This is a genomic window from Geobacillus thermodenitrificans subsp. thermodenitrificans DSM 465 (assembly GCF_000496575.1).
GTDB classification, from domain to species: Bacteria; Bacillota; Bacilli; order Bacillales; family Anoxybacillaceae; genus Geobacillus; species Geobacillus thermodenitrificans.
Genome location: NZ_AYKT01000007.1, coordinates 33,747 through 55,875, shown reverse-complemented (window position 1 = coordinate 55,875; position 22,129 = coordinate 33,747). Strand labels below are relative to the sequence as shown.

Annotated in this window: 21 protein-coding genes; 5 read left to right on the top strand and 16 right to left on the bottom strand. The window is 46.1% G+C overall.

The annotated features are described in order from the left end of the window. Window positions 1-2: 2 nt before the first annotated feature. Both qoxA and DSM465_RS0108305 read right to left on the bottom strand, forming a co-directional pair. Window positions 3-911, bottom strand: coding sequence for a cytochrome aa3 quinol oxidase subunit II (gene qoxA, locus DSM465_RS0108310; protein WP_011888437.1), 909 nt, complete (start codon window positions 909-911; stop codon window positions 3-5). Window positions 912-1,184: 273 nt separating this feature from the next. Then, the gene (locus tag DSM465_RS0108305) at window positions 1,185-1,907 is read right to left on the bottom strand and encodes a TrmH family RNA methyltransferase (RefSeq protein ID WP_029761091.1); all 723 of its coding nucleotides are present in this window, start codon (window positions 1,905-1,907) and stop codon (window positions 1,185-1,187) included. A 234-nt stretch (window positions 1,908-2,141) separates the two neighbouring features. Here DSM465_RS0108305 and DSM465_RS0108300 point away from each other — a divergent pair, with 234 nt between their 5' ends. Further along, the gene (locus DSM465_RS0108300; protein ID WP_008880787.1) at window positions 2,142-3,530 is read left to right on the top strand and encodes an amino acid permease; all 1,389 of its coding nucleotides are present in this window, start codon (window positions 2,142-2,144) and stop codon (window positions 3,528-3,530) included. A gap of 104 nt (window positions 3,531-3,634) precedes the next feature. Here the strand turns inward: DSM465_RS0108300 and DSM465_RS20250 are convergent, their stop codons facing one another. The 3 genes from DSM465_RS20250 to DSM465_RS0108285 all read right to left on the bottom strand — a co-directional run bounded on the left by DSM465_RS20250 (window position 3,635) and on the right by DSM465_RS0108285 (window position 6,026). Continuing rightward, on the bottom strand, window positions 3,635-3,706 hold the full coding sequence (locus tag DSM465_RS20250; RefSeq protein ID WP_366664336.1) for a hypothetical protein: 72 nt from the start codon (window positions 3,704-3,706) through the stop codon (window positions 3,635-3,637). Further along, complete coding sequence (locus DSM465_RS20085) at window positions 3,676-4,152, bottom strand: IS3 family transposase (RefSeq protein WP_099233077.1); 477 nt, start codon at window positions 4,150-4,152, stop codon at window positions 3,676-3,678. The genes DSM465_RS20250 and DSM465_RS20085 overlap by 31 nt, the downstream gene beginning before the upstream one ends. 488 nt (window positions 4,153-4,640) lie before the next feature. Further along, on the bottom strand, window positions 4,641-6,026 hold the full coding sequence (locus DSM465_RS0108285) for a putative DNA binding domain-containing protein (protein ID WP_029761090.1): 1,386 nt from the start codon (window positions 6,024-6,026) through the stop codon (window positions 4,641-4,643). Between the two features lie 184 nt (window positions 6,027-6,210). Between DSM465_RS0108285 and DSM465_RS0108280 the strand changes: the two genes are divergently transcribed. Continuing rightward, window positions 6,211-7,737, top strand: a complete 1,527-nt coding sequence (locus DSM465_RS0108280; RefSeq protein ID WP_029761089.1) for an FAD-dependent oxidoreductase — start codon at window positions 6,211-6,213, stop codon at window positions 7,735-7,737. 167 nt (window positions 7,738-7,904) lie between these two features. Beyond that, window positions 7,905-8,867, top strand: a complete 963-nt coding sequence (manA, locus tag DSM465_RS0108275; RefSeq protein ID WP_008880790.1) for a mannose-6-phosphate isomerase, class I — start codon at window positions 7,905-7,907, stop codon at window positions 8,865-8,867. 159 nt (window positions 8,868-9,026) lie between these two features. On the opposite strand, the gene DSM465_RS0108270 is transcribed toward manA, so the two are convergent. Continuing rightward, window positions 9,027-10,181, bottom strand: coding sequence for a glycerate kinase (locus DSM465_RS0108270; RefSeq protein ID WP_008880791.1), 1,155 nt, complete (start codon window positions 10,179-10,181; stop codon window positions 9,027-9,029). 618 nt (window positions 10,182-10,799) lie between these two features. Between DSM465_RS0108270 and DSM465_RS0108265 the strand changes: the two genes are divergently transcribed. After that, complete coding sequence (locus DSM465_RS0108265; RefSeq protein ID WP_008880792.1) at window positions 10,800-12,038, top strand: GGDEF domain-containing protein; 1,239 nt, start codon at window positions 10,800-10,802, stop codon at window positions 12,036-12,038. Between the two features lie 329 nt (window positions 12,039-12,367). On the opposite strand, the gene DSM465_RS0108260 is transcribed toward DSM465_RS0108265, so the two are convergent. Then, window positions 12,368-12,838 carry a MarR family transcriptional regulator gene (locus DSM465_RS0108260; protein WP_011888443.1) on the bottom strand — a complete coding sequence of 157 codons (471 nt, stop codon included), beginning with the start codon at window positions 12,836-12,838 and terminating at the stop codon, window positions 12,368-12,370. Window positions 12,839-12,997: 159 nt separating this feature from the next. Between DSM465_RS0108260 and DSM465_RS0108255 the strand changes: the two genes are divergently transcribed. Next, window positions 12,998-13,543 (top strand): hypothetical protein, encoded by a 546-nt coding sequence (locus DSM465_RS0108255; RefSeq protein ID WP_008880794.1) that lies wholly within the window; start codon window positions 12,998-13,000, stop codon window positions 13,541-13,543. 142 nt (window positions 13,544-13,685) lie between these two features. On the opposite strand, the gene DSM465_RS0108250 is transcribed toward DSM465_RS0108255, so the two are convergent. The 9 genes from DSM465_RS0108250 to walK form a co-directional block, all read right to left on the bottom strand. Then, entirely contained in the window at window positions 13,686-14,390 is a 705-nt protein-coding gene (locus tag DSM465_RS0108250) for a polysaccharide deacetylase family protein (RefSeq protein WP_011888445.1), read from the bottom strand. Window positions 14,391-14,621: 231 nt separating this feature from the next. Further along, window positions 14,622-15,170 (bottom strand): flavodoxin family protein, encoded by a 549-nt coding sequence (locus tag DSM465_RS0108245; RefSeq protein ID WP_029761088.1) that lies wholly within the window; start codon window positions 15,168-15,170, stop codon window positions 14,622-14,624. A gap of 137 nt (window positions 15,171-15,307) precedes the next feature. Further along, window positions 15,308-15,787 (bottom strand): 23S rRNA (pseudouridine(1915)-N(3))-methyltransferase RlmH, encoded by a 480-nt coding sequence (gene rlmH, locus DSM465_RS0108240; RefSeq protein ID WP_029761087.1) that lies wholly within the window; start codon window positions 15,785-15,787, stop codon window positions 15,308-15,310. 83 nt (window positions 15,788-15,870) lie between these two features. Beyond that, window positions 15,871-16,020 carry a CxxH/CxxC protein gene (locus DSM465_RS18905; protein WP_008880799.1) on the bottom strand — a complete coding sequence of 50 codons (150 nt, stop codon included), beginning with the start codon at window positions 16,018-16,020 and terminating at the stop codon, window positions 15,871-15,873. A gap of 69 nt (window positions 16,021-16,089) precedes the next feature. Then, the gene (locus DSM465_RS0108230; RefSeq protein ID WP_029761086.1) at window positions 16,090-17,307 is read right to left on the bottom strand and encodes a S1C family serine protease; all 1,218 of its coding nucleotides are present in this window, start codon (window positions 17,305-17,307) and stop codon (window positions 16,090-16,092) included. 101 nt (window positions 17,308-17,408) lie between these two features. Then, entirely contained in the window at window positions 17,409-18,203 is a 795-nt protein-coding gene (locus DSM465_RS0108225; protein WP_008880801.1) for an MBL fold metallo-hydrolase, read from the bottom strand. A 6-nt stretch (window positions 18,204-18,209) separates the two neighbouring features. Next, window positions 18,210-18,992: a two-component system regulatory protein YycI gene (locus DSM465_RS0108220; RefSeq protein ID WP_029761084.1), complete on the bottom strand. Its 783-nt coding sequence runs from the start codon at window positions 18,990-18,992 to the stop codon at window positions 18,210-18,212. Further along, entirely contained in the window at window positions 18,979-20,307 is a 1,329-nt protein-coding gene (locus DSM465_RS0108215) for a YycH family regulatory protein (RefSeq protein ID WP_029761083.1), read from the bottom strand. The genes DSM465_RS0108220 and DSM465_RS0108215 overlap by 14 nt, the downstream gene beginning before the upstream one ends. After that, a complete protein-coding gene (walK, locus tag DSM465_RS0108210) occupies window positions 20,300-22,129 on the bottom strand; it encodes a cell wall metabolism sensor histidine kinase WalK (RefSeq protein ID WP_029761081.1) in 1,830 nt (609 codons plus the stop codon). Before walK ends, DSM465_RS0108215 begins: the two co-directional genes overlap by 8 nt.

Sequence of the window (22,129 nt, the reverse complement as noted above, 5' to 3'; positions counted from 1 at the left end):
TCTTATTCTCCGTGATGATGACTGTCTTTCGCCATGTCATGGTCTGGGTTGCCATGGTTACCTGCTGATTTCCTCTCGACATGATGGCTGTTTTGTTTCGCATGGTCAATCCATTCTAAATGCGTATTTGAGAACGTCATCCGCCCGACAAGTCCCGGTTCTAAAATTTTTGCATACTTGTTCTCATTGAGCTTCGGCGCCGTTTGTTTCACTTCGTTGACCCATTGCTTAAAGTCGTCTCCTTTTTGCGCGACGACTTCAAACTCCATATGGGTGAACTTTTCCCCGGAAAAGTTGGCGCTTCGCCCCATATATGACCCCGGTTTGTCAGCTTGTAAAATCAGCTCTGTCTCCATGCCGTCCATGGCGTATTTTTGTCCGCCTAACTCTGGCACCCAAAATGAGTTCATCGGTCCGACTGAAGTCAGCTTAAACCTGACCGGAACACCCGCTGGAATATGGACATAGTTGACCGTTTCAATGTTCTCTTCCGGATAACTGAAAATCCATTTCCAATTGGCTGCCGTAACATGAATCGTTATTGGTTTGACTTTATCGGTCGGCGGCTTCTCAAAGGCAAACGTCGCCTTCACCGTCGGAACAGCAAGCGCCGCAACAATCAAAACGGGAATCGCTGTCCAGACGATTTCAAGCAGCGTGTTTCCTTCTTCATCCGGCGGCTCGTAATCGGCGTTCTCCGGCTTCTCCCGATAACGAATGAGCACGACCGTAAATAAAGTAAAGACAACGACAATAATCAACAGCATAAAGCCGATTGACCACATAATTAAGTCGTACTGCGTTCGCGCCACCGGTCCTTGTGGGTTGAGCACTGCTGTACGCTCGACGCAACCACTAAGCAAAAAGAGGAGCGGCAAGACCGACAGCGCGCGCCATATCGCCCGTTTCATCACTGTATATCCTCCTTCGTCCGCCCCCACCATGTGAGGCGTGCCTTCTATGCATATTGTCTTAGTTTCTACCATATCAAAGTTAAAAATATTTGAAACTGACGGGTGTAAAAGTTCATAAATCGGCAAAACATTTGTCACGAACTGTTCAACCATTGTTCAAGAAATCGTCATCCATTTTCCTCGATTAGGGAAATATTGATCCGGAAGGGGATTCACACAAAAATATTCCATCAAAAAAAATAACCGGGTTCCCTTCTCAAAAGAACCCGGTTATTTTCCTATTGTTGGTACATATCCTTGCTGTTCCAATTGTTTGCGGATGCGCGGATGCAATGTCTGCCACATCCATTGTTCGTACAGTGTCTTTTTCTCTTCATGTGACAAATAATATCGTCTCCCTACTTGGCGCCGCGCCCGCTCAGTGACATCATACAGCGTCAATGCCGCAGCAACAGAAATGTTAAAACTTTGGACAAAGCCGTACATCGGGATGACGAACGTCCCATCTGCCAAACGGAGCGCCTCTTCCGATACGCCGCTATGTTCGTTGCCGAACAATAACACCGTCGGCTTAGAAACATTTACCTCAGAAAGCGGAATCGTCCCTTCGCCGAGATAGCTCGCATACACTTGATACCCTTGCTGTTTTAAGTCGCTGATGGCTGTTTTGATATCCGGTTGCCGGTGAAGCGTCAGCCATTGGTCGGCATAGCGCGTCACAAGCCGATTCGGCGAAAACGGCGCCCTCCCGGTGACGACATGGACATCTTGAATGCCAAACGCCTCCGCTGTTCGCAACACGGCGGCTTGGTTGTGCGGATCATCCACCGCTTCCATCAAGACAGTGATATAGCGGGTGCGCTCGTTCAACACGTCATACATCCGTTTTAGCCGCTTTGGCAAAATCATTTCCCAAATTAGACGCGTTTGCTCGGTGAGCAATCCTTCTTGCTGCAATTGTTCAAGAAATGCTTTCGCTTCCCGTTCCTCCATCATCATCACCTTCATTCCGTTCCGCTTATTTTGCGTTTCCCATTGTACAAAATATAAGGCAAGGAGGCAATTCCCCCTATTTCAAATAATATTTTGATTATTCAATAAATAATATTTTGGAAATATTGTTCATTTACAAATCGTTGTCATATCGATTACTATTATATTGTAAGCGCTTTATGAAAACTTTTTCGCAAAATATTATTTATTATCAATTGCTAGGAGGAAAAATAGATGGAGCAAAAGCAGCCGCAATTGCATCGAGGATTGGAAGAACGCCACATTTCGCTCATGTCGCTCGGCGCAGCGATTGGCGTTGGCTTGTTCCTTGGTTCGGCATCCGCAATTGAAATGGCTGGGCCGGCGATTTTGCTTGGCTATGCGATCAGCGGTGCCATTATGTTTTTTATCATGCGAGCATTAGGTGAAATGGCGGTCGAACATCCGGTTGCCGGTTCGTTCAGCCGTTATGCGCATAACTATTTAGGGCCGCTCGCCGGTTATTTGACCGGTTGGAACTATTGGTTTTTATGGGTGGTCACATGTATCGCTGAGATTACAGCCGTTGGTATTTATATGCAGTTTTGGTTCCCTGATACACCACGTTGGGCATGGGCGCTCGCTGCCCTTGTACTCATGACGTCCATTAACTTCCTTGCCGTAAAAGCGTATGGGGAGTTTGAGTTTTGGTTTGCTTTGATCAAGATTGTCACGATCATCGCCATGATTGTCGTTGGCTTAGGAATGATTATATTCGGCATCGGCAACGGCGGTATCGCCACCGGTATTAGTAATCTTTGGAAACACGGCGGCTTTTTCCCGAACGGGATTAGCGGTGTGCTCATGTCGCTGCAAATGGTCGTGTTCGCCTATTTAGGCATCGAAATGATCGGTGTCACAGCAGGAGAAGTGAAAAATCCGCAAAAATCGTTGACAAAAGCCATTAATACTGTGTTTTGGCGTATTTTAATTTTCTACGTCGGTGCATTGTTCGTCATTATGTCCATTTACCCTTGGAATGAAATTGGTCAAAAAGGGAGCCCGTTTGTGTTGACATTTGAAAAAGTCGGCATTCATGCCGCCGCGGGTATCATTAACTTTGTCGTCTTGACGGCTGCCCTGTCGTCGTGCAACAGTGGTATTTTCAGCACGAGCCGGATGCTGTTTAACCTGTCCGAACAAAAAGAGGCGCCACAAGCATTTAGCCGTTTAACTAACCGCGGCATCCCTGGCACCGCTTTGATCGTCACCGCCCTTGCCATGCTGGTCGGCGTCTATTTGAACTACGTATCGGAAAAAGTGTTCCAATGGGTGACAAGTATCGCAACGTTCGGCGCTATTTGGACGTGGTCCATTATTTTGCTTTCCCAACTGAAGTTCCGTAAGCAGCTTAGCGCAGAACAAGTGAAACGACTAGCATTCAAAATGCCATTTTATCCGTACAGCTCTTATGTATCGCTTGCCTTCTTAATTGGTGTCATCATCTTAATGGCGTATTTCCCGGATACGCGCATCGCATTGATCGTCGGCCCAACGTGGTTGCTGTTGCTGACAGCGATCTACTTCATTAAAGGAATGCACCGCCGCGAACACCGCGAGCAAGAGAAAAAGCAAGCTGTATAATAAATGCAGTGACCCCTGTCAAGTAGACAGGAAGAAAAAAGCCCATTTAAACACCCTCAGTTCTGTATTCATACGGACTCAGGGTGTTTTATTTTTTGGAAACACTAATGGTTATAAAAATGAATATCGTTGTGTACGACCTCCTTCACCTCTTCGGCTGTGCGAAACGAGCGCAGATGGAAACCATCCGCCTTGAAATGGCGAAAAACGCTTTCCATGCAGGCATTGTCCAGAACAGTTTTCTTTCCTGGACATCCTGACCTTCCGTTTGTCCGTTAAAGATGAGATAAGTGATATCCGTCACCCATTTCTCGTTGGGGTTGGTCGCATGGAAATTTCTGTTCAGATGATTGCCTGAAATGGCATCGGATGCTTTCTTCCCGTAATAAGGCCGTTTCTTCTGAATGACGGCGCGAATGCCCATCTCCCTCATCAGCCTTTGCACCCGTTTATGATTGACACTCAGCTGTATTTCCGTTTGAGCCAGACTTGGACTCCCCGATCCCCATAGATGTGCCTTTGAGCTCTTTATGACATTCCGCGATGTTTTTCTTCCAATGCTCGCCTTCCCGTTGCTTTCGAGAAGGGTGTTCCTATCGTTTGGCCCACTTGTCGTATCCACTTCGAGACACACCTGCGATCTCACATAACGGTTGAATCAAACCATGACGTCCGTCCATTTCATGAATGATAGCGAATTTCTTGTGAGCAGGTACGACTTCCGGCCCTCCTTTCACTCCTCTAAGAGTTTTTTTACATCTCTACTTCCGCTTCAAGACGCCTCGTTTCAGGATCTTCAAGGTATTTTCCTTCCCTTGTTGTGGGTCTCTTCGCTTTTCCTTTCCCCCTTAGATTCCTTCCCATTCATCCATCGACGCACCGTGGAATGAGCGACTCCCAACTCCTTAGCGATGATTTTGTAGCCCATGCCCTTGTTGAAATAGAAATCCACGACTTTCTTTTTAAACGCTAAATCATATGTTTCCCATAGAAAAATCCCCTCCATAGTAAACAGATTCGCGGGCTTTCTTTTTCTGTCTACTATAAGGGGATCATATCACGCTAAGGTACCCTTTTCCTTTTATTGCCGCGCATTGGTCACCAACATGATTATTTACCCGTCCCAATATAGGCTTGACGAGGATGGTTCGGTTGGTCAGGATATTTCAGACGAATTTTTCCTTCTTCTAATAGTTTTCCTAAATAGTTGTTGCGCAACCCGTCCGGTGTTCGTTCAAGCAGCGCCGCCAGCTCCTTCAGCCGCAGCGGCCGTTCGCAGCACAAGCGGACGATCATCTCTTCCATCACCGCCGGAGCCAACCGTTTTTTTTGACGCGCCAATTCCGCCATCTTCCATAATCGTTCATCGATCTTTCCCTCTTCCTCTCCTCCATCCGTATCATGAACATTCGCTTCGTTACTATCGGAGTTCGGTGAGTTAGTTACGGAGTTGGGTTCGTTATTTATGAACTTCGGCAGTTTATTTACGGAGTTTCCGATGTTTTTTACGGAGTCGCCACCGTTGTTTAAGGAGTTTGAGACATTATTCATGGAGTTTAGCTCGTTATTTATGGAGTTTGAGCTGGTATTTATGGAGTTGGGTTCGTTATTTACGAAGCTCTCCTCAATCCATCGATCATCTTGTTCCGTCCATTCTTGTTCAGTCTGTTGCAATGGTTCGTCTGTTTCTGTTTCAATCGTTGCGCCCGCCTCGGCTGGAAATAACAATGGGCATAACGTAACGATCGTACGATTAGGATTCGTTTGTTGCGAGATATCGACCGGTTGGACAAGCACCCGTTCTTGCATATCATGCATTCGTTTTAGACCGGATCCTGCCCGCTTGCATACGTCAATCAATAAAAACATTTTAAAGACGTTCGGATTGCGCAAATTGCTCATTTGTCCGGCCAACGCAGCCTCAACTGGGATGCGGAATCGACCGGGATTAGCAAAGCGAAATGCCCCGTCTTCTTTTTCGACAGTAATGCCTCCTTCTTCCCCATAATCGGCATGGACGAGCGCATTTACTAATGCCTCACCAAGAATACTGCGCCCTTCATCCGACCAAACGTGACGCTCCAGCTCAGCAAGCACGCGGAAATAAAAATCGTACACATTGCCGGACCATGTCCCGTCCTGCGAAGTGAACCGCTTCGTCCAACCCGTTTCCTTCGCATCGGCATACTCCCGGTACTCTAAAAAGTATTGTGGCAGCACCTCGGTAATGATCCGCTCCTCGCTGAACATCAACAGGCCAGCGAGTGTCAGCCCTTCTTTGCTGCTGTCGCGCAGCTTACCCCATGCACCAATTTTGTATAAAAATTCTTTTGTCTCAAGCCCGTTCCACGGATGGCCCGGCTTGACGCGGGCAAACCGCTCCCGGTAATGGCTGACCGTTTCAAAGTTGAGCTCGCTTAAGCTGTAATGCTCCAAAATCAAACTATCCGCCATCGTATTGGCGCGTTCATGGAACGAATTTGTATATTTATTCATTCCCAATCTTCCTTTAACATTATTTTTGCAAAACAGTCTTGTTTCTCCATTTCTATTGTATCATCTTTCATTCTCCTTGCGGACGATTGCCAAAAAAAGAAAGCGGTTGTGGATATGTGGAATAACAGGCCATGGCAAAGAGCAAACTACAGAAAACAATATTGGCATGCAAGGAGGCCTACGTATGTCATCCCTTCCTTCTATCGTTGAACCGTACTGGCGCGATTCTGTCTCACTTCCGTCTTTTCCGAAGCTTGATGGAGACATTTCCGTCGATGTCGTGGTCGTCGGTGGCGGCATTTCTGGCATTACAACCGCTTATTTGCTGGCGACGCAAGGAGCACGTGTTGCCCTTCTTGAAGCCGATCGGCTGCTCAACGGGACGACGGGCCACACGACGGCGAAAATTACCGCCCAGCATGATCTAGTATACGATGAGTTTCTCAACCATTTCGGCAAGGAGAAAGCGCGTCTTTATTATGACGCCTGCATGGATGCGCTTGGCTTCATTCGCCGCACGGTTGAACAGCATGAGATCGACTGCGACTTTTGCGAACAAGACGCCTACATTTATACGACATCTTCCTCTTCATTTCAAAAGTTAGTAAAAGAGTGGGAGGCATATGAGCGGCTCGGTATCGACGGCGCTTTCGTTGAGTCCATCCCGCTCCCGCTGCCGGTGAAAGCGGCGGTTGTGATGAAGCGACAAGCCCAGTTTCACCCGCTCAAATATTTAGTCAAACTTGTCGATGCCATGACAAAGGCAGGAGTCGCGATTTACGAATACACGCCGGTCGCCGACATCGAGCAAGGGAAGCGGCTGTCCGTCGTGACGCGCGACAAAAAGCGAGTGGAATGTGACCATGTCGCCGTCTGTTCCCACTTTCCGTTTTATGACGGCGGGTTTTACTTTTCCCGCATGTATGCTGAGCGGTCATACGTGTTAGGAGTGACGATTACTGAACCTTATCCTGGCGGTATGTATTTAAGCGCCGATAACCCGAAGCGCTCGGTCCGTTCCGCCGCGGCGAACGGTGAGACACTTATTCTCATCGGCGGGGAAAACCATAAAACCGGCCAAGGGGTACCGACGATGCGACATTATGAGGCGCTTTCCTCGTTTGCCTCGCAGCTGTTTACGGTGAAAGACATCCGTTACCGCTGGTCGGCCCAAGACTTGACGACGCTTGATAAAATGCCATATATTGGACCGATGACAGCCGATGCACCAAACATTTATGTCGCGACAGGATACCGGAAATGGGGGATGACAAACGGGACTACCGCAGGGATGTTGCTGTCTGACCTCATTCTCGGCCGCGACAATCAATATCGCGACTTGTACTCCCCGTCGCGTTTTTACGCTGACCCGAGTGTGAAGCAGTTTTTCACAACAAACCTTGATGTCGCCAAACATTTATTGGCTGGCAAAATCGAGCCGGCCATCCGCCGGCCGCAAGACTTGGCGCGCGGGGAGGGAGCGGTCGTCTCGGTCAATGGGAAACGAGCCGGCGCCTACAAAGACGAGAACGGGACACTTCATGTCGTCGACACGACGTGCACTCATATGGGCTGTGAACTTGAATGGAACAGCGGCGACCGGACGTGGGACTGTCCTTGCCATGGCTCGCGCTTTTCGATCGATGGTGACGTCGTCGAAGGCCCGGCGAAGCAGCCGTTGACACGTATTGAACTCGATGAATCGTCTTGATGTGCTACTTCCTGTGTATCTATACATGGGAGCGAAATGTTCTTTTTTCTTGATGAGGGGGATCGTATGTTCGTTCCCCCTCATCATTTTCGTTTGCCGACGGTGTATTTCATGGTAAGATGAAGACAGGATCACCGTAATTTTTACTGTTTTTGGGGGGGAACGATATGCATCAAGAACCGATTTTTCTCACTCCTGTCTTCCAAGAGCGCATTTGGGGCGGCACGAAGCTCGCCGAACGGTTCGGCTACGATATCCCGTCATCGCAAACAGGGGAATGTTGGGCTGTATCGGCCCATCCGCACGGACAGACGGTTGTCGCCCGCGGGCCGTTTCAAGGGATGACGCTTGGACAGCTATGGGAAGAGCGCCGCGACTTGTTCGGCAATTTTCCATCCGATCGCTTTCCGTTGCTGACGAAAATTTTAGACGCCAACGCCGATTTGTCCGTCCAAGTCCATCCGGATGACGACTATGCAAAAACAAACGAAGGTGGGGAGCTCGGTAAGACAGAATGTTGGTACATTATCGACTGCAAGCCGGGCGCCCAGTTAATTTACGGCCATTATGCCCAAACGAAAGAAGAGCTGCGCGCCATGATGGAGGCGGGAGAATGGGATCGTTTGCTGCGGAAAGTGCCGATCCATCCCGGCGACTTCTTCTATGTCCCGAGCGGCACGATTCACGCCCTCTGTGAGGGGACGCTTGTTCTCGAGACGCAGCAAAGCTCTGACACGACTTATCGCGTCTACGATTACGACCGCGTCGACAGCCAAGGGCGGAAGCGTGAGCTCCACTTAGAGAAAGCCATTGACGTCACCACTGTCCCGCATCGCGACACTGATGTCCAGCCCCATGTCGCCAACATGCCTGGCGCAACCGTGACGACCTTTGTGGAGGGTGACTACTTTGGCGTCCAAAAATGGCATGTCCATGGAGAAGCCGAGTGGGAGCAGACGAAGCCATTTCTCATCGTCAGCATCCTTCAAGGGGAGGGCGAGCTTGTTCACGGCGAGCGTACATACCCGATCCGCCAAGGCGACCATTTTATTTTGCCGCACCAATTCGGCCGGTTTGCGATTCGTGGCACACTTGAAGCCATTGCCTCTTGGCCACGGACAAGCAAATAAACAAGAGAGGTGTCCCAAACAATAACGGGACACCTTTTTCTACATACGTACGTCATGCAATATCCTTAGGGAAAGGGGATTTTTGGATATATCTCTCTATTTTAGAGTGCTCCTTCTTCTGAGAGCACGATTTCGCTAAAAAGTGACTCTCCCAAAACATCAAAGAGAAGATGTTTTTCCTATTTGTCCAAGGCGATACACAGAGGCAATATGTCGCGCGGTTTGCGTCACATAACGTTCTGCTTGCTCAAGCGCTTGCTCAAGCGGCACGACACCTGGGACAATCGTAAATAGCGCGTCAATACCATGGTCCAACACAGCTGTGCTGTCGTCGCCTAGTGAGCCGGCGATGCCGATGACCGGGACGCCGAACCGCTTCGCTGTCTTGGCGACGCCAATCGGCGTTTTGCCAAATACCGTCTGTCCATCAATTCGCCCTTCGCCGGTGATGACGAGATCCGCCCCTTTGACGCGCTCCGCGAGCTGGACCGTTTCGATCACAATATCGACGCCACGCTTTAATTCAGCCGGAAGAAATGCGAGCAACCCTGCACCTAAGCCGCCGGCCGCGCCAGCGCCTGGGATGTCGCCCACTTGTTTGCCAAGTTCGCGTCTGATCATGTCGGCGTAATGGGCTAAGTTTCGGTCGAGGATTGCCACCATGTCCGGTGTCGCCCCTTTTTGCGGCCCGAAAATGGCAGATGCCCCTTTTGCGCCAGTCAACGGGTTATCAACGTCGCAAGCCACATCAATACGGACACTCTTGAGGCGTGGATCGAGCTCGGAAAGGTCAATCGCCTGCAAATCGGCGAGCGCCCCGCCGCCTGGCCCAATGTCGCGTCCGTCGCGATCTAAAAGCCGCCCGCCAAGCGCCTGCACCATGCCGGCGCCGCCGTCGTTTGTCGCGCTGCCGCCGAGGCCGATGATAAGATGGTTAGCGCCAGCGTCAAGCGCGGCGCGGATCAGTTCCCCTGTCCCTCGCGTCGTCGTCACTAACGGATTGCGCCGGTCGCGCGGGACAAGATGCAATCCTGAGGCGGCCGCCATCTCAATCACTGCTGTCTTCCCGTCGCCCAGCAAGCCGAAAAACGCCAAAACCGGCTCACCGAGCGGACCGGTCACTTCGACTTCCACGATGCGGCCGCCGGTCGCGTCAACGAGTGACTGCACAGTTCCTTCTCCACCATCAGCCATCGGCACCTTCACGTATTCAGCTTCCGGAAACACCATCCGAAACCCGCGTTCGACCGCCTCAGCGACTTCAAGTGCTGAAAGGCTCTCTTTAAACGAATCTGGGGCAATAACAATTTTCATCTTTTTTCCTCCTCCAAATGATGAAACAAAGCGAAACACGCCAAAACAACAGCTTGAAACAACCGACTATGAAACTGGTCGGTGGCTCGCATGGCACAACGTTCAATCATTTTTCCTCTATTTGACCGTTTTTCACTACCCTTTTGGGAAATGCTCTTGTACGGCAAATAGTGAAAGACCGTCCCTAGAAACGCTCACATCGCGCTTTCTTTACAGACGGAAAACATCGATGTCTAACCCTGTCCCTTTCATTGCCCATATTATATACGAAAAAACCGATATCCAGCTATACCGTTTTTCAAGGAACGAATAGCGGCTTCAGGTATATATGATTCAATAGATGTCAAATTTTGTGGAAAAAAGGTGAAAATAAATGGCATTTTTTCTATTTTCAGAATTGGATATATAATACTATAATAGATTTAACGAGATGGCCGTTGGTTCTAATCGTGAATATACTAGTGCCGTAAAAACACCAGCTTCTAAATGGGCTATTCACCGTTTTTTAATGACGTATATTTTTGTTTAAGGCCACTGGCATATAGGTGGCCCTCCTTTTTTAGCATGGCTTCGCCAACGCCAAAGTCGTCAGAGGTCAGATCATAGGAGAGGGCTGAGATGTTACTCCGAGCACGACCGATTATTTTTGCTGTTTTTTTCGTTTCAATCGCCGTTGCCTTTGTGTCAAAGCCGATTTCCTTCGATCGTACGTATGTCATCGCCCTGCTATTTTACTGGCTGTTTTCTAGCTTATATTCTCACTTGCGCGTCGTCGACAAAACGAAAAACAATATCCCGGTTGATTACGGCATTAACTACAGCTTATCGTTCGCCTTATTTGCCGGCCCGCTCGGACTGTTTATTTTTGAAACATTATTTCGTCTCACTGAACATGTGACAAAAAAATATTTGAAAACAGCGGAGCCGGATGAATGGCTGCATACATTGTACAATATCGGTTCTTTTGTAACATTCAATTCACTGGCGTTTGCCTTATATAATCTCCTTCATCCGTGGTTTCAGTCTGTTCCGTTCATCGGCTTTTGGCTGCTTATGTTTCTACTCGTCATCATCGTTTCCTTTTTGACTGATTGCTGTCTCATCGTAATCTTTTACATAACCGGCGACATTCGCACAAAGCGTGAAGCACTGGATTTTATTAAGACAAGAAGCTGGATGGATATAGGAAAAACCGTACTGACAAATGGCCTGTTATTTCTCTTTTTGCAAGAACAGCGCTGGGATATGCTCTTGAGTTTGTTTTTGCTCAATTACTTCGTCAGCTGCTCATTCTTTTCCAAATCGCAAAGCATCCAGCATAAACTAGAACGCGATCAGTTTGAAAGAATGGCATATACCGATTTTCTGACCGGTGTTCATAACCGAGCCTACATGGACCAGACGATTGCCAAGTTAAATGGAACAGGGGAATGGATTGGCGTTGTCGTTGCTGATATCGACAATTTTAAAGCGATTAATGACACGTACAACCACGCCGTCGGCGATGAAGTCATTCGCCACTTTGCCTTGACATTGAAACAGTTTCTTAAAGAGGACGATTTTTTGTTCCGCAGCGGTGGGGAAGAGTTTACCATGTTTTTGCGCCATCGCACATTTGAAGAAAGTGTTCAGCTTGTCGAAAAGATGCGGGAAACTGTACGCCACAGCACGGTGTTGGTCGATGACGGAACGGCCAAACGTCCAATTGCTTACACATCATCATTCGGTCTCTACTTTTTCCAGACAGGAGGAACGACATCACTCGAAAAGGCATACGTCTATGCGGATCACTTATTGCTCCGTTCGAAAGAAAGCGGCAAAAATAAAATATCGGCCCAATGCGGGGGAGTTGCGTAGCGAAGCAACTCCCTTTTCGTTTTCTCCCGCCCAATGTTGTGAATGATGGGAAACAGACATCAACAACTACCTCGTCGCCATTGTCGAGAAGGTCAAGACTCAAGGGAGAAAAATAACTGATAGGTAGAGCGAGCAGCGGAAACACATCATTTTTGGCAACGATAGTAAGTATCTGTTTAATATCCCAAGTAATGGTGTCTCTATTTATGTGTATACAAATAACAAAGCACATCTACTTGTTTTTTCCACACGGAGGTCGAAAGTGGATCTCACCTCTATATCCAGCTTTACGAATAATTATGGTACAGTTCACAAAAATGCACAGAACATTATTTTTGTTTTATTTTCTTCGTTTCCCGCTTAAATACTTCAGTAGTTTTCCTAATATAATCATTTATTACTTCCATTTCTGCTGGACTATACTTAGATACAACCTTCCCTATTTCCTGTCCAAATGATTGGAAATATGGCCCTAATTCAGAGCCTATTTTTTCAAAATTTGCTTTAATAATCACCTTTCGCCTATCGTCTGGATCTCTATCCCTATATACAAAATTCTTCTTTTCAAGCCTGTCCACAACTGTTGTCACCATGCCCGTTGACAAGCCTGTTATTGATGCTATTTCCCCAGCGGTCAATCCTTCAAATGGGATGATTCCCAATACTTTATAATCTGTTAAATTCAACCCCACTCTTTCTGCTACCGTTTGATGAAACATAATTAAAGCCAAACTGAACTCTTTTCCCAAATTTATCGACCTTTGTTCATTTGATTGATTATTTATCGTTGACAAGTTCATTACCCCTAACTAAAATAACATTACCTCTAAAATAGAGATACTCAATTTTAGAGGTAATTACAAATTAATGTATAAATAATAATATAGAAAATGCCAATTAAGTTAGTTCAATATAAGTGTATTACTATTAGATTTGGTTTCCCATGAAGGAATGATATTATGAGAATTTCTGACGTTTTAAAATATGGAAAAATCGGGCTGGAAACTTTCGGAGCATCTATCCTATTTTTCTACAGTCATTTATCCTTACTATTGATATCACTAGTCCCTTCCCTCAGTCGTGCATTTCAAATGTTGATGGATGAATCACCCATTTGGTTAGAGGTGATTGTTACATTGACTAGAGTCTTTCTCTTCCTAATGATGATAAGTTTAATGTCAAAAAGTAATCTTAACGAACTAAAGGAAAAACAATTTTGGGATAAACTTATGCAATCTTGCTCTACCTACTTTAATAAGAATTGGCCTTATGGATTTATCAGCCAAATGATCGTATTCATCGTACTATTAACTGGGTTAGGAAATTTACTAATCATTTTAATCAGCGGACTTTTTACTTCAACACTCGAGTGGTTAGATATAAAACCGGCTGAACCAACTGCTGCATATGATGCCTGCGTATACTTTCTAAAAAATATGAGTGTTATACCTTTAGCTCTTGTTTATGTACTTAAAATGTGCGGGGTAAAACCAACGGACAATTAGATATTCGATTTTGATACAGTTTTAATCATTTTGGAATATACTTCTGCCAATTTAACAGAAGTATATTCCTTTTATCAGGAAATAATATGGTTATTCATTCAAGCAGAATCCACCACACCTCTTTGGAAAGTTTCGCTTCATATTATTTTTCCAATCCTTGAAGTTCATTAACCGTAATGAATTTATATCCTTCTTTTGATAAGGACTGTAATATTCCTTCAATCGCTCTTAATTCTTCCCCAGACTGATCGTACATTGGGTGCATTAATATGATTGAGCCCGGCTTTACATTTTTGATTACATAATTTATTTTGTCTTTGGATGAGGTATAGTAAGTATCTGGTTCAATATCCCAAGTAATGGTATCTCTATTATGTGTATACAAGTAATAAGGCACACCTACTAGTTTTTTTCCATACGGAGGCCGAAAGTCGATCTCACCACTATATCCAGCCTTACGAATAAGTTTGTCCGTTTTTTCAATTTCATTCTTGATAAAAGAAGGAGATCGAAAAACCATTCTTTGATGAGAATACGTATGATTTCCAATTTGATGCCCCGCAGCTACTATCTTTTTCGCTTCATCTAGATTCTTTTCCAAGTCACTCCCGATGAGAAAAAAAGTAGCTTTTGCATTGTAGCGATCCAACAAAGCAAGAATATCATCTACATTTTTTGTTGGTCCATCATCAAATGTCAATGCAATTACCTTTTGGCTAGTCTCCACCTTGTCAGTGATTCCTCCAAACAACTGAAAGGTTCTCGAATTTATTAATTTCCACATCCCAAACAAAGCGAGAATGACTATTAAGATACTGATTCCTATCATCTTCAATTTTTTCTTCATACATAAAGCCTTCCTTTTATGCATTTATATTTACATATCCCTTAGAAATGGCATAAAGAATCAGCCGTGATAGATTAAGGCTGAGTGATATTCGTTTCTACCTCGCTCTCCTCGTTATTGCCAAGCTCAGCACTTCCAACTGTAACAGAAGCTGAAGCTGATTCACTAATACCAACATCGTTTCATGTATAAGTTTTAACCTTTCCATTAACCCCATTTTGATGGCTAATTTCAGATGTTTTCAGTTAATTTATTTCGCATTTGAGTAGCTGCGAAAAGTGCTACTTTGTCTTGTAATACTTCTCCAGGTTTGTTTCCATTTCCAAGAATATATCCGGCAAATTCAATTCCCATAAAATCAAAAATGTATTGAAATTGTTGAATCAAAGGCAGTCCTTTAATGTAAGGATCATCTCCTCCAACAGCAATAACAAACGCTTTTTTTGAAGCCATCTTACTCTTGAAATCAGGATATTTCGGGTCCCTTAAAGTTTGTGACCATCGATCAATAAAGTTTTTCATTGTTCCTGACATGCTATACCAATAAATTGGAGTAGAGAATATTAAAATATCATGCGGGAGTATACGATCAATGATTGAATTATAATCATCATTTCTTTCTTGAAAACCTTCTTTCGAGTGACGCATGTCTATAATGGGCTGGATATTAAAATCTCTTAAATAAATTTTTTCAGTAGCTATTCCTTGAATTACCTGCTCTGTCAGTATCTCCGAATTTCCATTAGGACGAGTTCCCCCATATATCACTGCTATTGACATTGTCATTTCCCCTTTTCCATTAAACTAAAATTTACGATTTGTCCTAAAAAATCCATTGGTATCTTTCCGAGTGGAGTAAATTGAAAAATCATTTATTTATGATTCGGTTCTTTCCTTGTTGGTTCCTAAAAAACCATTTACTTATGATACGGTTCCCCTCGGTTAATCCGAAACGCACGATAAATTTGCTCAAGCAAAATAAGGCGCATGAGTTGGTGTGGGAAAGTCATTTTGGAAAACGACAACGCCTCGTCAGCACGAGCCATCACTTGTTTGCTTAAGCCAAGCGATCCGCCGATAACAAAAACCACTTTGCTTTTTCCATAAGTGGCAAGCTCATCGAGGCGAGCGGCAAATTGTTCGGACGATTTCATTTTCCCTTCAATGGCAAGCGCGATAACATGGGCATCGTGTGGAATTTTCGCCAGCAGCCGCTCACCCTCGCGCTGTTTAATTTGTTCTTCTTCGAGTTCGCTAGCCCGCTCAGGGGTTTTTTCATCAGCGACTTCGATGATTTCTATTTTGGCGTATGCAGATAGGCGCTTTGTATACTCTTGTACCCCTGCGATCAAGTATTTTTCTTTCAACTTACCTACAGCTACAATGGAGATATGCACAAGTAATCCCTACCTTATAAACAACTTATCAACAACAATTATCCACATATACACAACACATATCCACATGTTGTGCAAAAATATCATTTTCCTACTACATATACAGCCGTTTTTTCGCAAAATCGGCACTGTTGTTCATTGTTATCCACAGGTTCGATATCAGGCGCCTGTTCTGTCTCATCCACATATTCGTCAATGGCGATATCAATATGTTCTTCACATGTGAATATCATCTTTCTCGCCCCTTTCCTTGTGGAAAAAAGAAGGAGCGTTCCCGCTCCCTTCACTGTTTTTTTTTTTGTTTAGTACGACTCGGGCGCCAGTTTCATCGTGATCGTCCGCTTTTTCCCATCACGATAAAACGTGACTTCCATTTGCTCTCCAACTGATTTTTTCGTATACAAATACTTGCGTAAATCAAGCACGTTACGGACTTTTTCGCCGTCTAGCGCCACGATGACGTCAAACTGCTGCAAACCTGCTTGCGCAGCCGGCGACATCGGCACAACTTGGATGACTGCTACTCCTTCTGTCACGTTCGACGGTAAATGAAGCGTCGCCTTCAAATGGTACGATGGGATGTCGCTGAGTGAACGGAGCTCTACCCCCATGTATGGCCGACGTACTTGTCCGTATTTTTCCAAGTCGGAAATAATCGGGATGGCTGCATTGATCGGGATGGAAAATCCGATCCCTTCTACCGCTTCTTGAGCAATTTTCATCGAATTAATTCCGATCACTTGTCCTTTCATGTTCACGAGAGCACCGCCACTGTTGCCAGGGTTAATCGCCGCGTCTGTCTGTAATACTTCCGCGTTCCAGTCCGGTGTGCCGTCTTGATCCAAGTCGACTTCCACCGTCCGGTTCGTCCCAGAAATAATTCCTTGCGTCACCGATCCAGCAAACTGTAAACCAAGCGGATTGCCGATAGCGATGACCGGCTCACCCAGCTTCACTGTATCAGAATTGCCGAATTGGGCGACTTTTTTTACGTGTTTCGCGTCAATTTCCAACACAGCTAAATCCATGAGCACATCGCTGCCGAGCAACTTGGCCGGCACTCTCGTTCCATCTTTTAAACTCACTTCCAACTGGCTAGCGTTTTCAACGACATGGTGGTTCGTGACAACAAACGCTCGGCTACCAGCCTTTTTATAAATAACGCCCGACCCAACACCGGCTTCGCCTCCTTGCGACCAAAAACCCGCTGCCTGAATATTGACGACGCCGACAACCGCATCGGACGCTTGATCGATCGCTTTCGTCACCGCTGTTGTCACATCAACAGAAACACTTTGCTGGATGGGGGGAGCCCCGTTTTCCCCTTCACGTTCTTCCTCTCCGCCCTGCGGCGGCACAACCTCATACGGGAGGACGTCCCAACGGGAAAGTGTCGGGATGGACATGAGGACGAGCAGCCCTCCTAGTATAGCACCGACAAGCGCAGAAACGAACGAACCGCTGCGCCGTTTTCGTCTCGTCTGTCCATTCGGTTCATAATGGTCATCGTAATATCCCATGCTCACCACCCCTTTCTCATTCATCTCCATCCCTCATTATAATCATGAGCAGGACAAAAAATCCAACAAATGCATTTTCTTCAGTTTAGACAAAAGAGGCATCACACATACGCCAACGCTGTCGCTTGACGCGGGTCAGTATCGTACAGACGAAAGCGGTCGCCGACCTCCAGCCCCCTCTGCTCAAGCGTTTGCGTCACGGTCATGCGCGCCAGCTCCTTCATATTGTTATCTTGGCTTAAATGGGCTAAATAAATTTGTTTCGTCCGTTCGCCAATCACATCAGCGAGCACAAGCCCCGCTTCTTCATTGGAAATATGGCCGACATCACTTAAAATGCGGCGCTTGACGTTCCACGGATATCTCCCCATTCGCAACATCCCGACATCATGGTTACTCTCCAATACAAATACGTCGGCGTTTTCAATCGTCTTTTTCATCCGCTCACTCACATAGCCGGTATCCGTGAGCAAGGCGAGCTTTTTCTCTCCATAGTGGAAGACGTAAAACATCGGCTCGGCTGCATCGTGGGAAACACCGAATGATTCAACGTCAACATCGCCAAACGTTTTCACCGTGCCGAGCGGAAAGACAAATTTCTGCTCGGTCGGGATGTCACCGATGGCCTGCTCCATTGCCCGCCACGTTTTTTCATTCGCATAAACCGGCAGACGGTACTTGCGGGCGAGGACGCCGAGCCCTTTAATGTGGTCGCTATGTTCATGGGTCACAAGCAGCGCATCAAGCTGCTTCGGATGGCGGCCGATTTCCGCGAATAGCTGCTCGAGCTGTTTGCCGCTCAAGCCGGCATCGACAAGCAGGCGCTGGCTGTCTGTTTCGATGTAAAAGGCGTTGCCAGTACTGCCGCTTGCTAGTACACTAAATCGCATTGTCATTTGTTTTCACTCCAACACATTTCCTTGATCATTAATGACTTGCCCTTCAAACGCGTTGACAAAATAGTCTTTTTTCCGGTTGACCACGATATGCCATGTCGGTGTCAACACTTGCGAGGCAGTAAATTGGACAAGTCCATAATAGCCAAGCTCGATTCTAGTGACGTGATCCCCTGGCTGTAAATGTCCTCTTCGATACAGCGTCTCAATCGCCTTAATGGCCGGAACGATATCCTGTTTCCGTTCGTATTTTTCCAAGTCAACGAGCATCGTCTGTTCGTAGGAAAGCGCCTCTTTTTGCTCATTGACGTGGATGACAAGCTTGCTGTTTTCGTTGTCATAAATCATTTTCCCGTCATATACTTGGTAGCAAATCACTGTGCCTTTCTTTTTATCAAATGACCAAAAGGCATATTGTTCCCCATTTAAGATGTGCCGCTGTAAAAACTCGCTCAGTTGGTACTGATCTTCGAAGTTGAAAGCGACCGGATGAGTGAACGTCCCTTTCAACTTTGTTTCTCCTTCAATTTCTACCTTTTGTCCGGATAGTTTTTTCGTATCGGCACTAGTAAACGACCGACTTTTACCGCTAACATACACCGCTTTTGTCACTTCTTTTGGCAAATCGACATATGTAATGCCGTTCGCTTCGAGCTGTTCTTCAATCGTCGTTTCTAAAATAACGTCAAGCTGACTGCTGTTTCGTTTCTCCATAAACTGATAAATTAAAAAACAATCAAGGATGAGGAACACAATAATAAAAATCGTCTTCGTTTTACTCCAATCCATTGGTTCCCCCTCCTCTGCTCTCTCCACCGACACTCACTTTTTTCCACGTTTGCCCATACAAATAAAACCATGCCGGTTCAAGACGGATCACCTTTTCCCGTTCTGGATCTTTGATGAGCTCATAGCCGATGGCAATATCTTTCACGAGCGCTTTACGGACGTCTTTCATTGCTTCGATCTGTTTGACAATATCTCGGCCGGACGGCAACGTTGTCGGTGTACGGTTACGGTCAGCAATCTCAAGGCGGAACAGCGGGCGCTGGTACTTCATTAAATCGCTTGCTCCCCATGTTTCCACAATTTCTGACATGCCATATTCGTTAAAAACCGGATAGCCGTTCACAACAAGGCGGAAAATGATTTTCCGGTCCTCTTCACTCCAGCGGACAAAATGGTACAGATCGGTCCACCCACCATGTTCATTGACAAAATTGATGCTTTTTTGAATGAGATGAGTTTCCGATTTGGTTTGGCTCATATCCGAGGCGCGCGCTGCTGGATTGACATACAACAGCGTTCGTTGGAGAAAATCAACGTTCATCAGCCGTGAACCATCGGTATATTCTTCACCAAACGGAATCAAGTCTTTTTTAACGAAACTCGGATCGCTAAAAAGCGCCTCTTTAAATTTATCGACATCTAATTCATCGGTATAGTATTGCAAGCTACTGAGCGCCACTTCGCTTTCCGGCAAGTAAAGCTGTTTCGTCTCGCTGACCGGATATGCAAAATAACGGGCAAAATGGTTTGTTTCTTTCGTCAGCCGTCTGATTGCCACCAGCGAAGCGTCACTAGCAACCGCTTTATAAATTTTTTGCTTGTCCGTTGCCATAAAATACACTGGAAACTCATCGTCTCCTTCAAGTGGAACGAGAATACGGTCGAATGACAAATCGTCCAATCCTTTATCATCTACAGTGAAAATTAATCGGTATATGTCAATGGGGATTTCGTCTGGATAAATAATTTCCAGCCGCTCCTTGCCATTTAAAAACGTAAAAAACTTTCCTGCCGGAACAGAAGACGAAATGTTTTCGAAGTCGTCAAGCGTCCATTTTTTTATTTCTTTCAACACTTCATTTTTCTCTTCTTCTTTCGTCACGGCATAGTGGGCACCGTTTTTATGGATAATCATCTGTTTGGGCTGCACGACCATCGCCGTATCGACTTGTGTATTGCTCACGGAAACGTGCTGAATATAATCATCGTTTTGCAGCACATCATATTTCGGATAGTATGTCCATAAAACAAACGTCAACGTAATGCTGATCAGCACGAGCACCGTCAACACGACTGTTTTAATCTGCTCATACATTGTACCAGTCATCCTTTTGTTCTCGTTCTAATGGCAACGTAAAGTAAATCGTCGTCCCTTTATGTTCTTTGCTTTCCGCCCAAATTGTCCCACCGTGGGCGAGCACCAATTCTTTGGCAATGGCCAGTCCAAGGCCGGTGCCACCCAATTTGCGCGACCGTGCCTTATCGACCCGGTAAAAACGCTCAAAAATTTTGGCCAAATCCGCTTTCGGAATGCCGACTCCTTCATCGCTGATACTAATGATGATTTCATCAGCCAGCTCGCGCACCCGAAACGTGATCGTCCCACCTTGGGGAGAGTATTTTATTGCGTTGGAAATGATGTTATCCAACACTTGCGTAATTTTATCTTCATCCACTTCAATGAAAATCGCCTCGCGTGGAATGTTGCGAACAAACCGGATATTGTCGCTTTTCGTCAGTTCAAACCGGTCAATAATTTTATGAAAATAAGCCGAGAAGTTGATCCACGTTTTCTTCAGTTTATAGTCTTTGCTGTCTAGTTTCGATAGATGGAGCAAATCGTTGACGAGCCGAATCATCCGCTCGGTTTCATTTTGCACAACTTGAATGAATCTTGGTGCGATCTCTTTATCTTGCCAAGCACCGTCAGCCAACGCTTCTAAATAACTTTTCATCGTCGTCAGCGGCGTGCGCAATTCATGCGACACATTGGCGACAAACTGCCGCCGTTCGCGGTCGATTTTTTCCTGTTCAGTCACGTCGTGCAAGACGACGATCAACCCGTTGATCAGTCCGCCTTCTTTTTGAATGACTGACAACGAGGCACGCAAAATATACAATTCCTCATCTGTGCTGAAATCCAAAATGAGCGAATCGTGCTCCTCGAGCAACGTTTCAAACGTATATTGATCGGCGATGCCAAGCACATCAACAATTGAACTCGACAGCACTGTTTCACGTGAAACATTCAAGATGTTGAGCGCTGCATCATTAATCAAAATGACGCGGCCGCGGCGGTCGGTCGCGATGACCCCGTCGGTCATATGTGTCAGTACCGACTCGAGTTTGCGCCGCTCCCCTTCCGTCGTTGCCTGCGCCTCCTGCAGCTTTTTTGTCAAGTTGTTAAACGTCATCGCCAGCTGCCCGATTTCATCGTAGCCATACACTTTCACCTTGCGTGAAAAATCGCCTCTCGTCATCGCCAGCGCTTGTCGGCGCATATCGGAAATGGGGCGGGTAATCGTGCGCGACAAAAAAATGCCGAGCACGGCGGTAATGGCGAGAGCGATCCCCGTTCCGGTCGCCAAAATCATATTAATTTGCCTCATTTGTGAAAAGACGTTTTCCATCGAGGCAATCACATAAATGACACCCTTGACTTCCCCACTCGTTTTGATCGGAGTTGAGGAAATGTACATCCGATAGCCTGTCTTCGAATCAAGCAGCATCCGGTCGACAATTTCACCCGTGACGAGCGAACGTTTCACATAAATCTCCGTCGTTCGCTTTCCGACGATGTTTTGCATATACGGATTGGACGTCGCCAATACTTTCCCTTTCTCATCGATGACGCGCACCTCTGAAATATCTTGGGAAACGAAATCATGAAGAAGCGAACGGATGTCTTCCTCCAATGTCGGGCTTTTCTCATCCCGCTCCCGACTCATTGCCTGCTCAACGTTATAAGCAAGCAGCGTCACCCGTTCGTTCAACGAGTTTTTGAAGTTTTGTACCAGTTCCGTTTCCAGCTTGCGGACGAAATACACGCCAATAATTTGCATCGCGATGAGAATCAACAACACATAAATAATGACAAACTTAAAATGAATCGAACGAAACGGACCTAACTTTTTCAT

Coding starts and splice junctions, on each gene's coding strand:
- DSM465_RS0108245 (WP_029761088.1), bottom strand. CDS start 15,170: ATGTCAATAGCAGTGATATATGGGGGAACTCGTCCTAATGGAAATTCG.
- DSM465_RS0108230 (WP_029761086.1), bottom strand. CDS start 17,307: ATGGGATATTACGATGACCATTATGAACCGAATGGACAGACGAGACGA.
- walK (WP_029761081.1), bottom strand. CDS start 22,129: ATGAAAAAGTTAGGTCCGTTTCGTTCGATTCATTTTAAGTTTGTCATT.
- DSM465_RS0108250 (WP_011888445.1), bottom strand. CDS start 14,390: ATGAAGAAAAAATTGAAGATGATAGGAATCAGTATCTTAATAGTCATT.
- DSM465_RS0108215 (WP_029761083.1), bottom strand. CDS start 20,307: ATGTATGAGCAGATTAAAACAGTCGTGTTGACGGTGCTCGTGCTGATC.
- DSM465_RS0108255 (WP_008880794.1), top strand. CDS start 12,998: ATGAGAATTTCTGACGTTTTAAAATATGGAAAAATCGGGCTGGAAACT.
- qoxA (WP_011888437.1), bottom strand. CDS start 911: ATGAAACGGGCGATATGGCGCGCGCTGTCGGTCTTGCCGCTCCTCTTT.
- DSM465_RS18905 (WP_008880799.1), bottom strand. CDS start 16,020: ATGATATTCACATGTGAAGAACATATTGATATCGCCATTGACGAATAT.
- DSM465_RS0108285 (WP_029761090.1), bottom strand. CDS start 6,026: ATGAATAAATATACAAATTCGTTCCATGAACGCGCCAATACGATGGCG.
- DSM465_RS0108260 (WP_011888443.1), bottom strand. CDS start 12,838: ATGAACTTGTCAACGATAAATAATCAATCAAATGAACAAAGGTCGATA.
- DSM465_RS0108270 (WP_008880791.1), bottom strand. CDS start 10,181: ATGAAAATTGTTATTGCCCCAGATTCGTTTAAAGAGAGCCTTTCAGCA.
- DSM465_RS0108225 (WP_008880801.1), bottom strand. CDS start 18,203: ATGACAATGCGATTTAGTGTACTAGCAAGCGGCAGTACTGGCAACGCC.
- DSM465_RS0108305 (WP_029761091.1), bottom strand. CDS start 1,907: ATGGAGGAACGGGAAGCGAAAGCATTTCTTGAACAATTGCAGCAAGAA.
- DSM465_RS0108265 (WP_008880792.1), top strand. CDS start 10,800: ATGTTACTCCGAGCACGACCGATTATTTTTGCTGTTTTTTTCGTTTCA.
- manA (WP_008880790.1), top strand. CDS start 7,905: ATGCATCAAGAACCGATTTTTCTCACTCCTGTCTTCCAAGAGCGCATT.
- DSM465_RS0108220 (WP_029761084.1), bottom strand. CDS start 18,992: ATGGATTGGAGTAAAACGAAGACGATTTTTATTATTGTGTTCCTCATC.
- DSM465_RS0108280 (WP_029761089.1), top strand. CDS start 6,211: ATGTCATCCCTTCCTTCTATCGTTGAACCGTACTGGCGCGATTCTGTC.
- DSM465_RS0108300 (WP_008880787.1), top strand. CDS start 2,142: ATGGAGCAAAAGCAGCCGCAATTGCATCGAGGATTGGAAGAACGCCAC.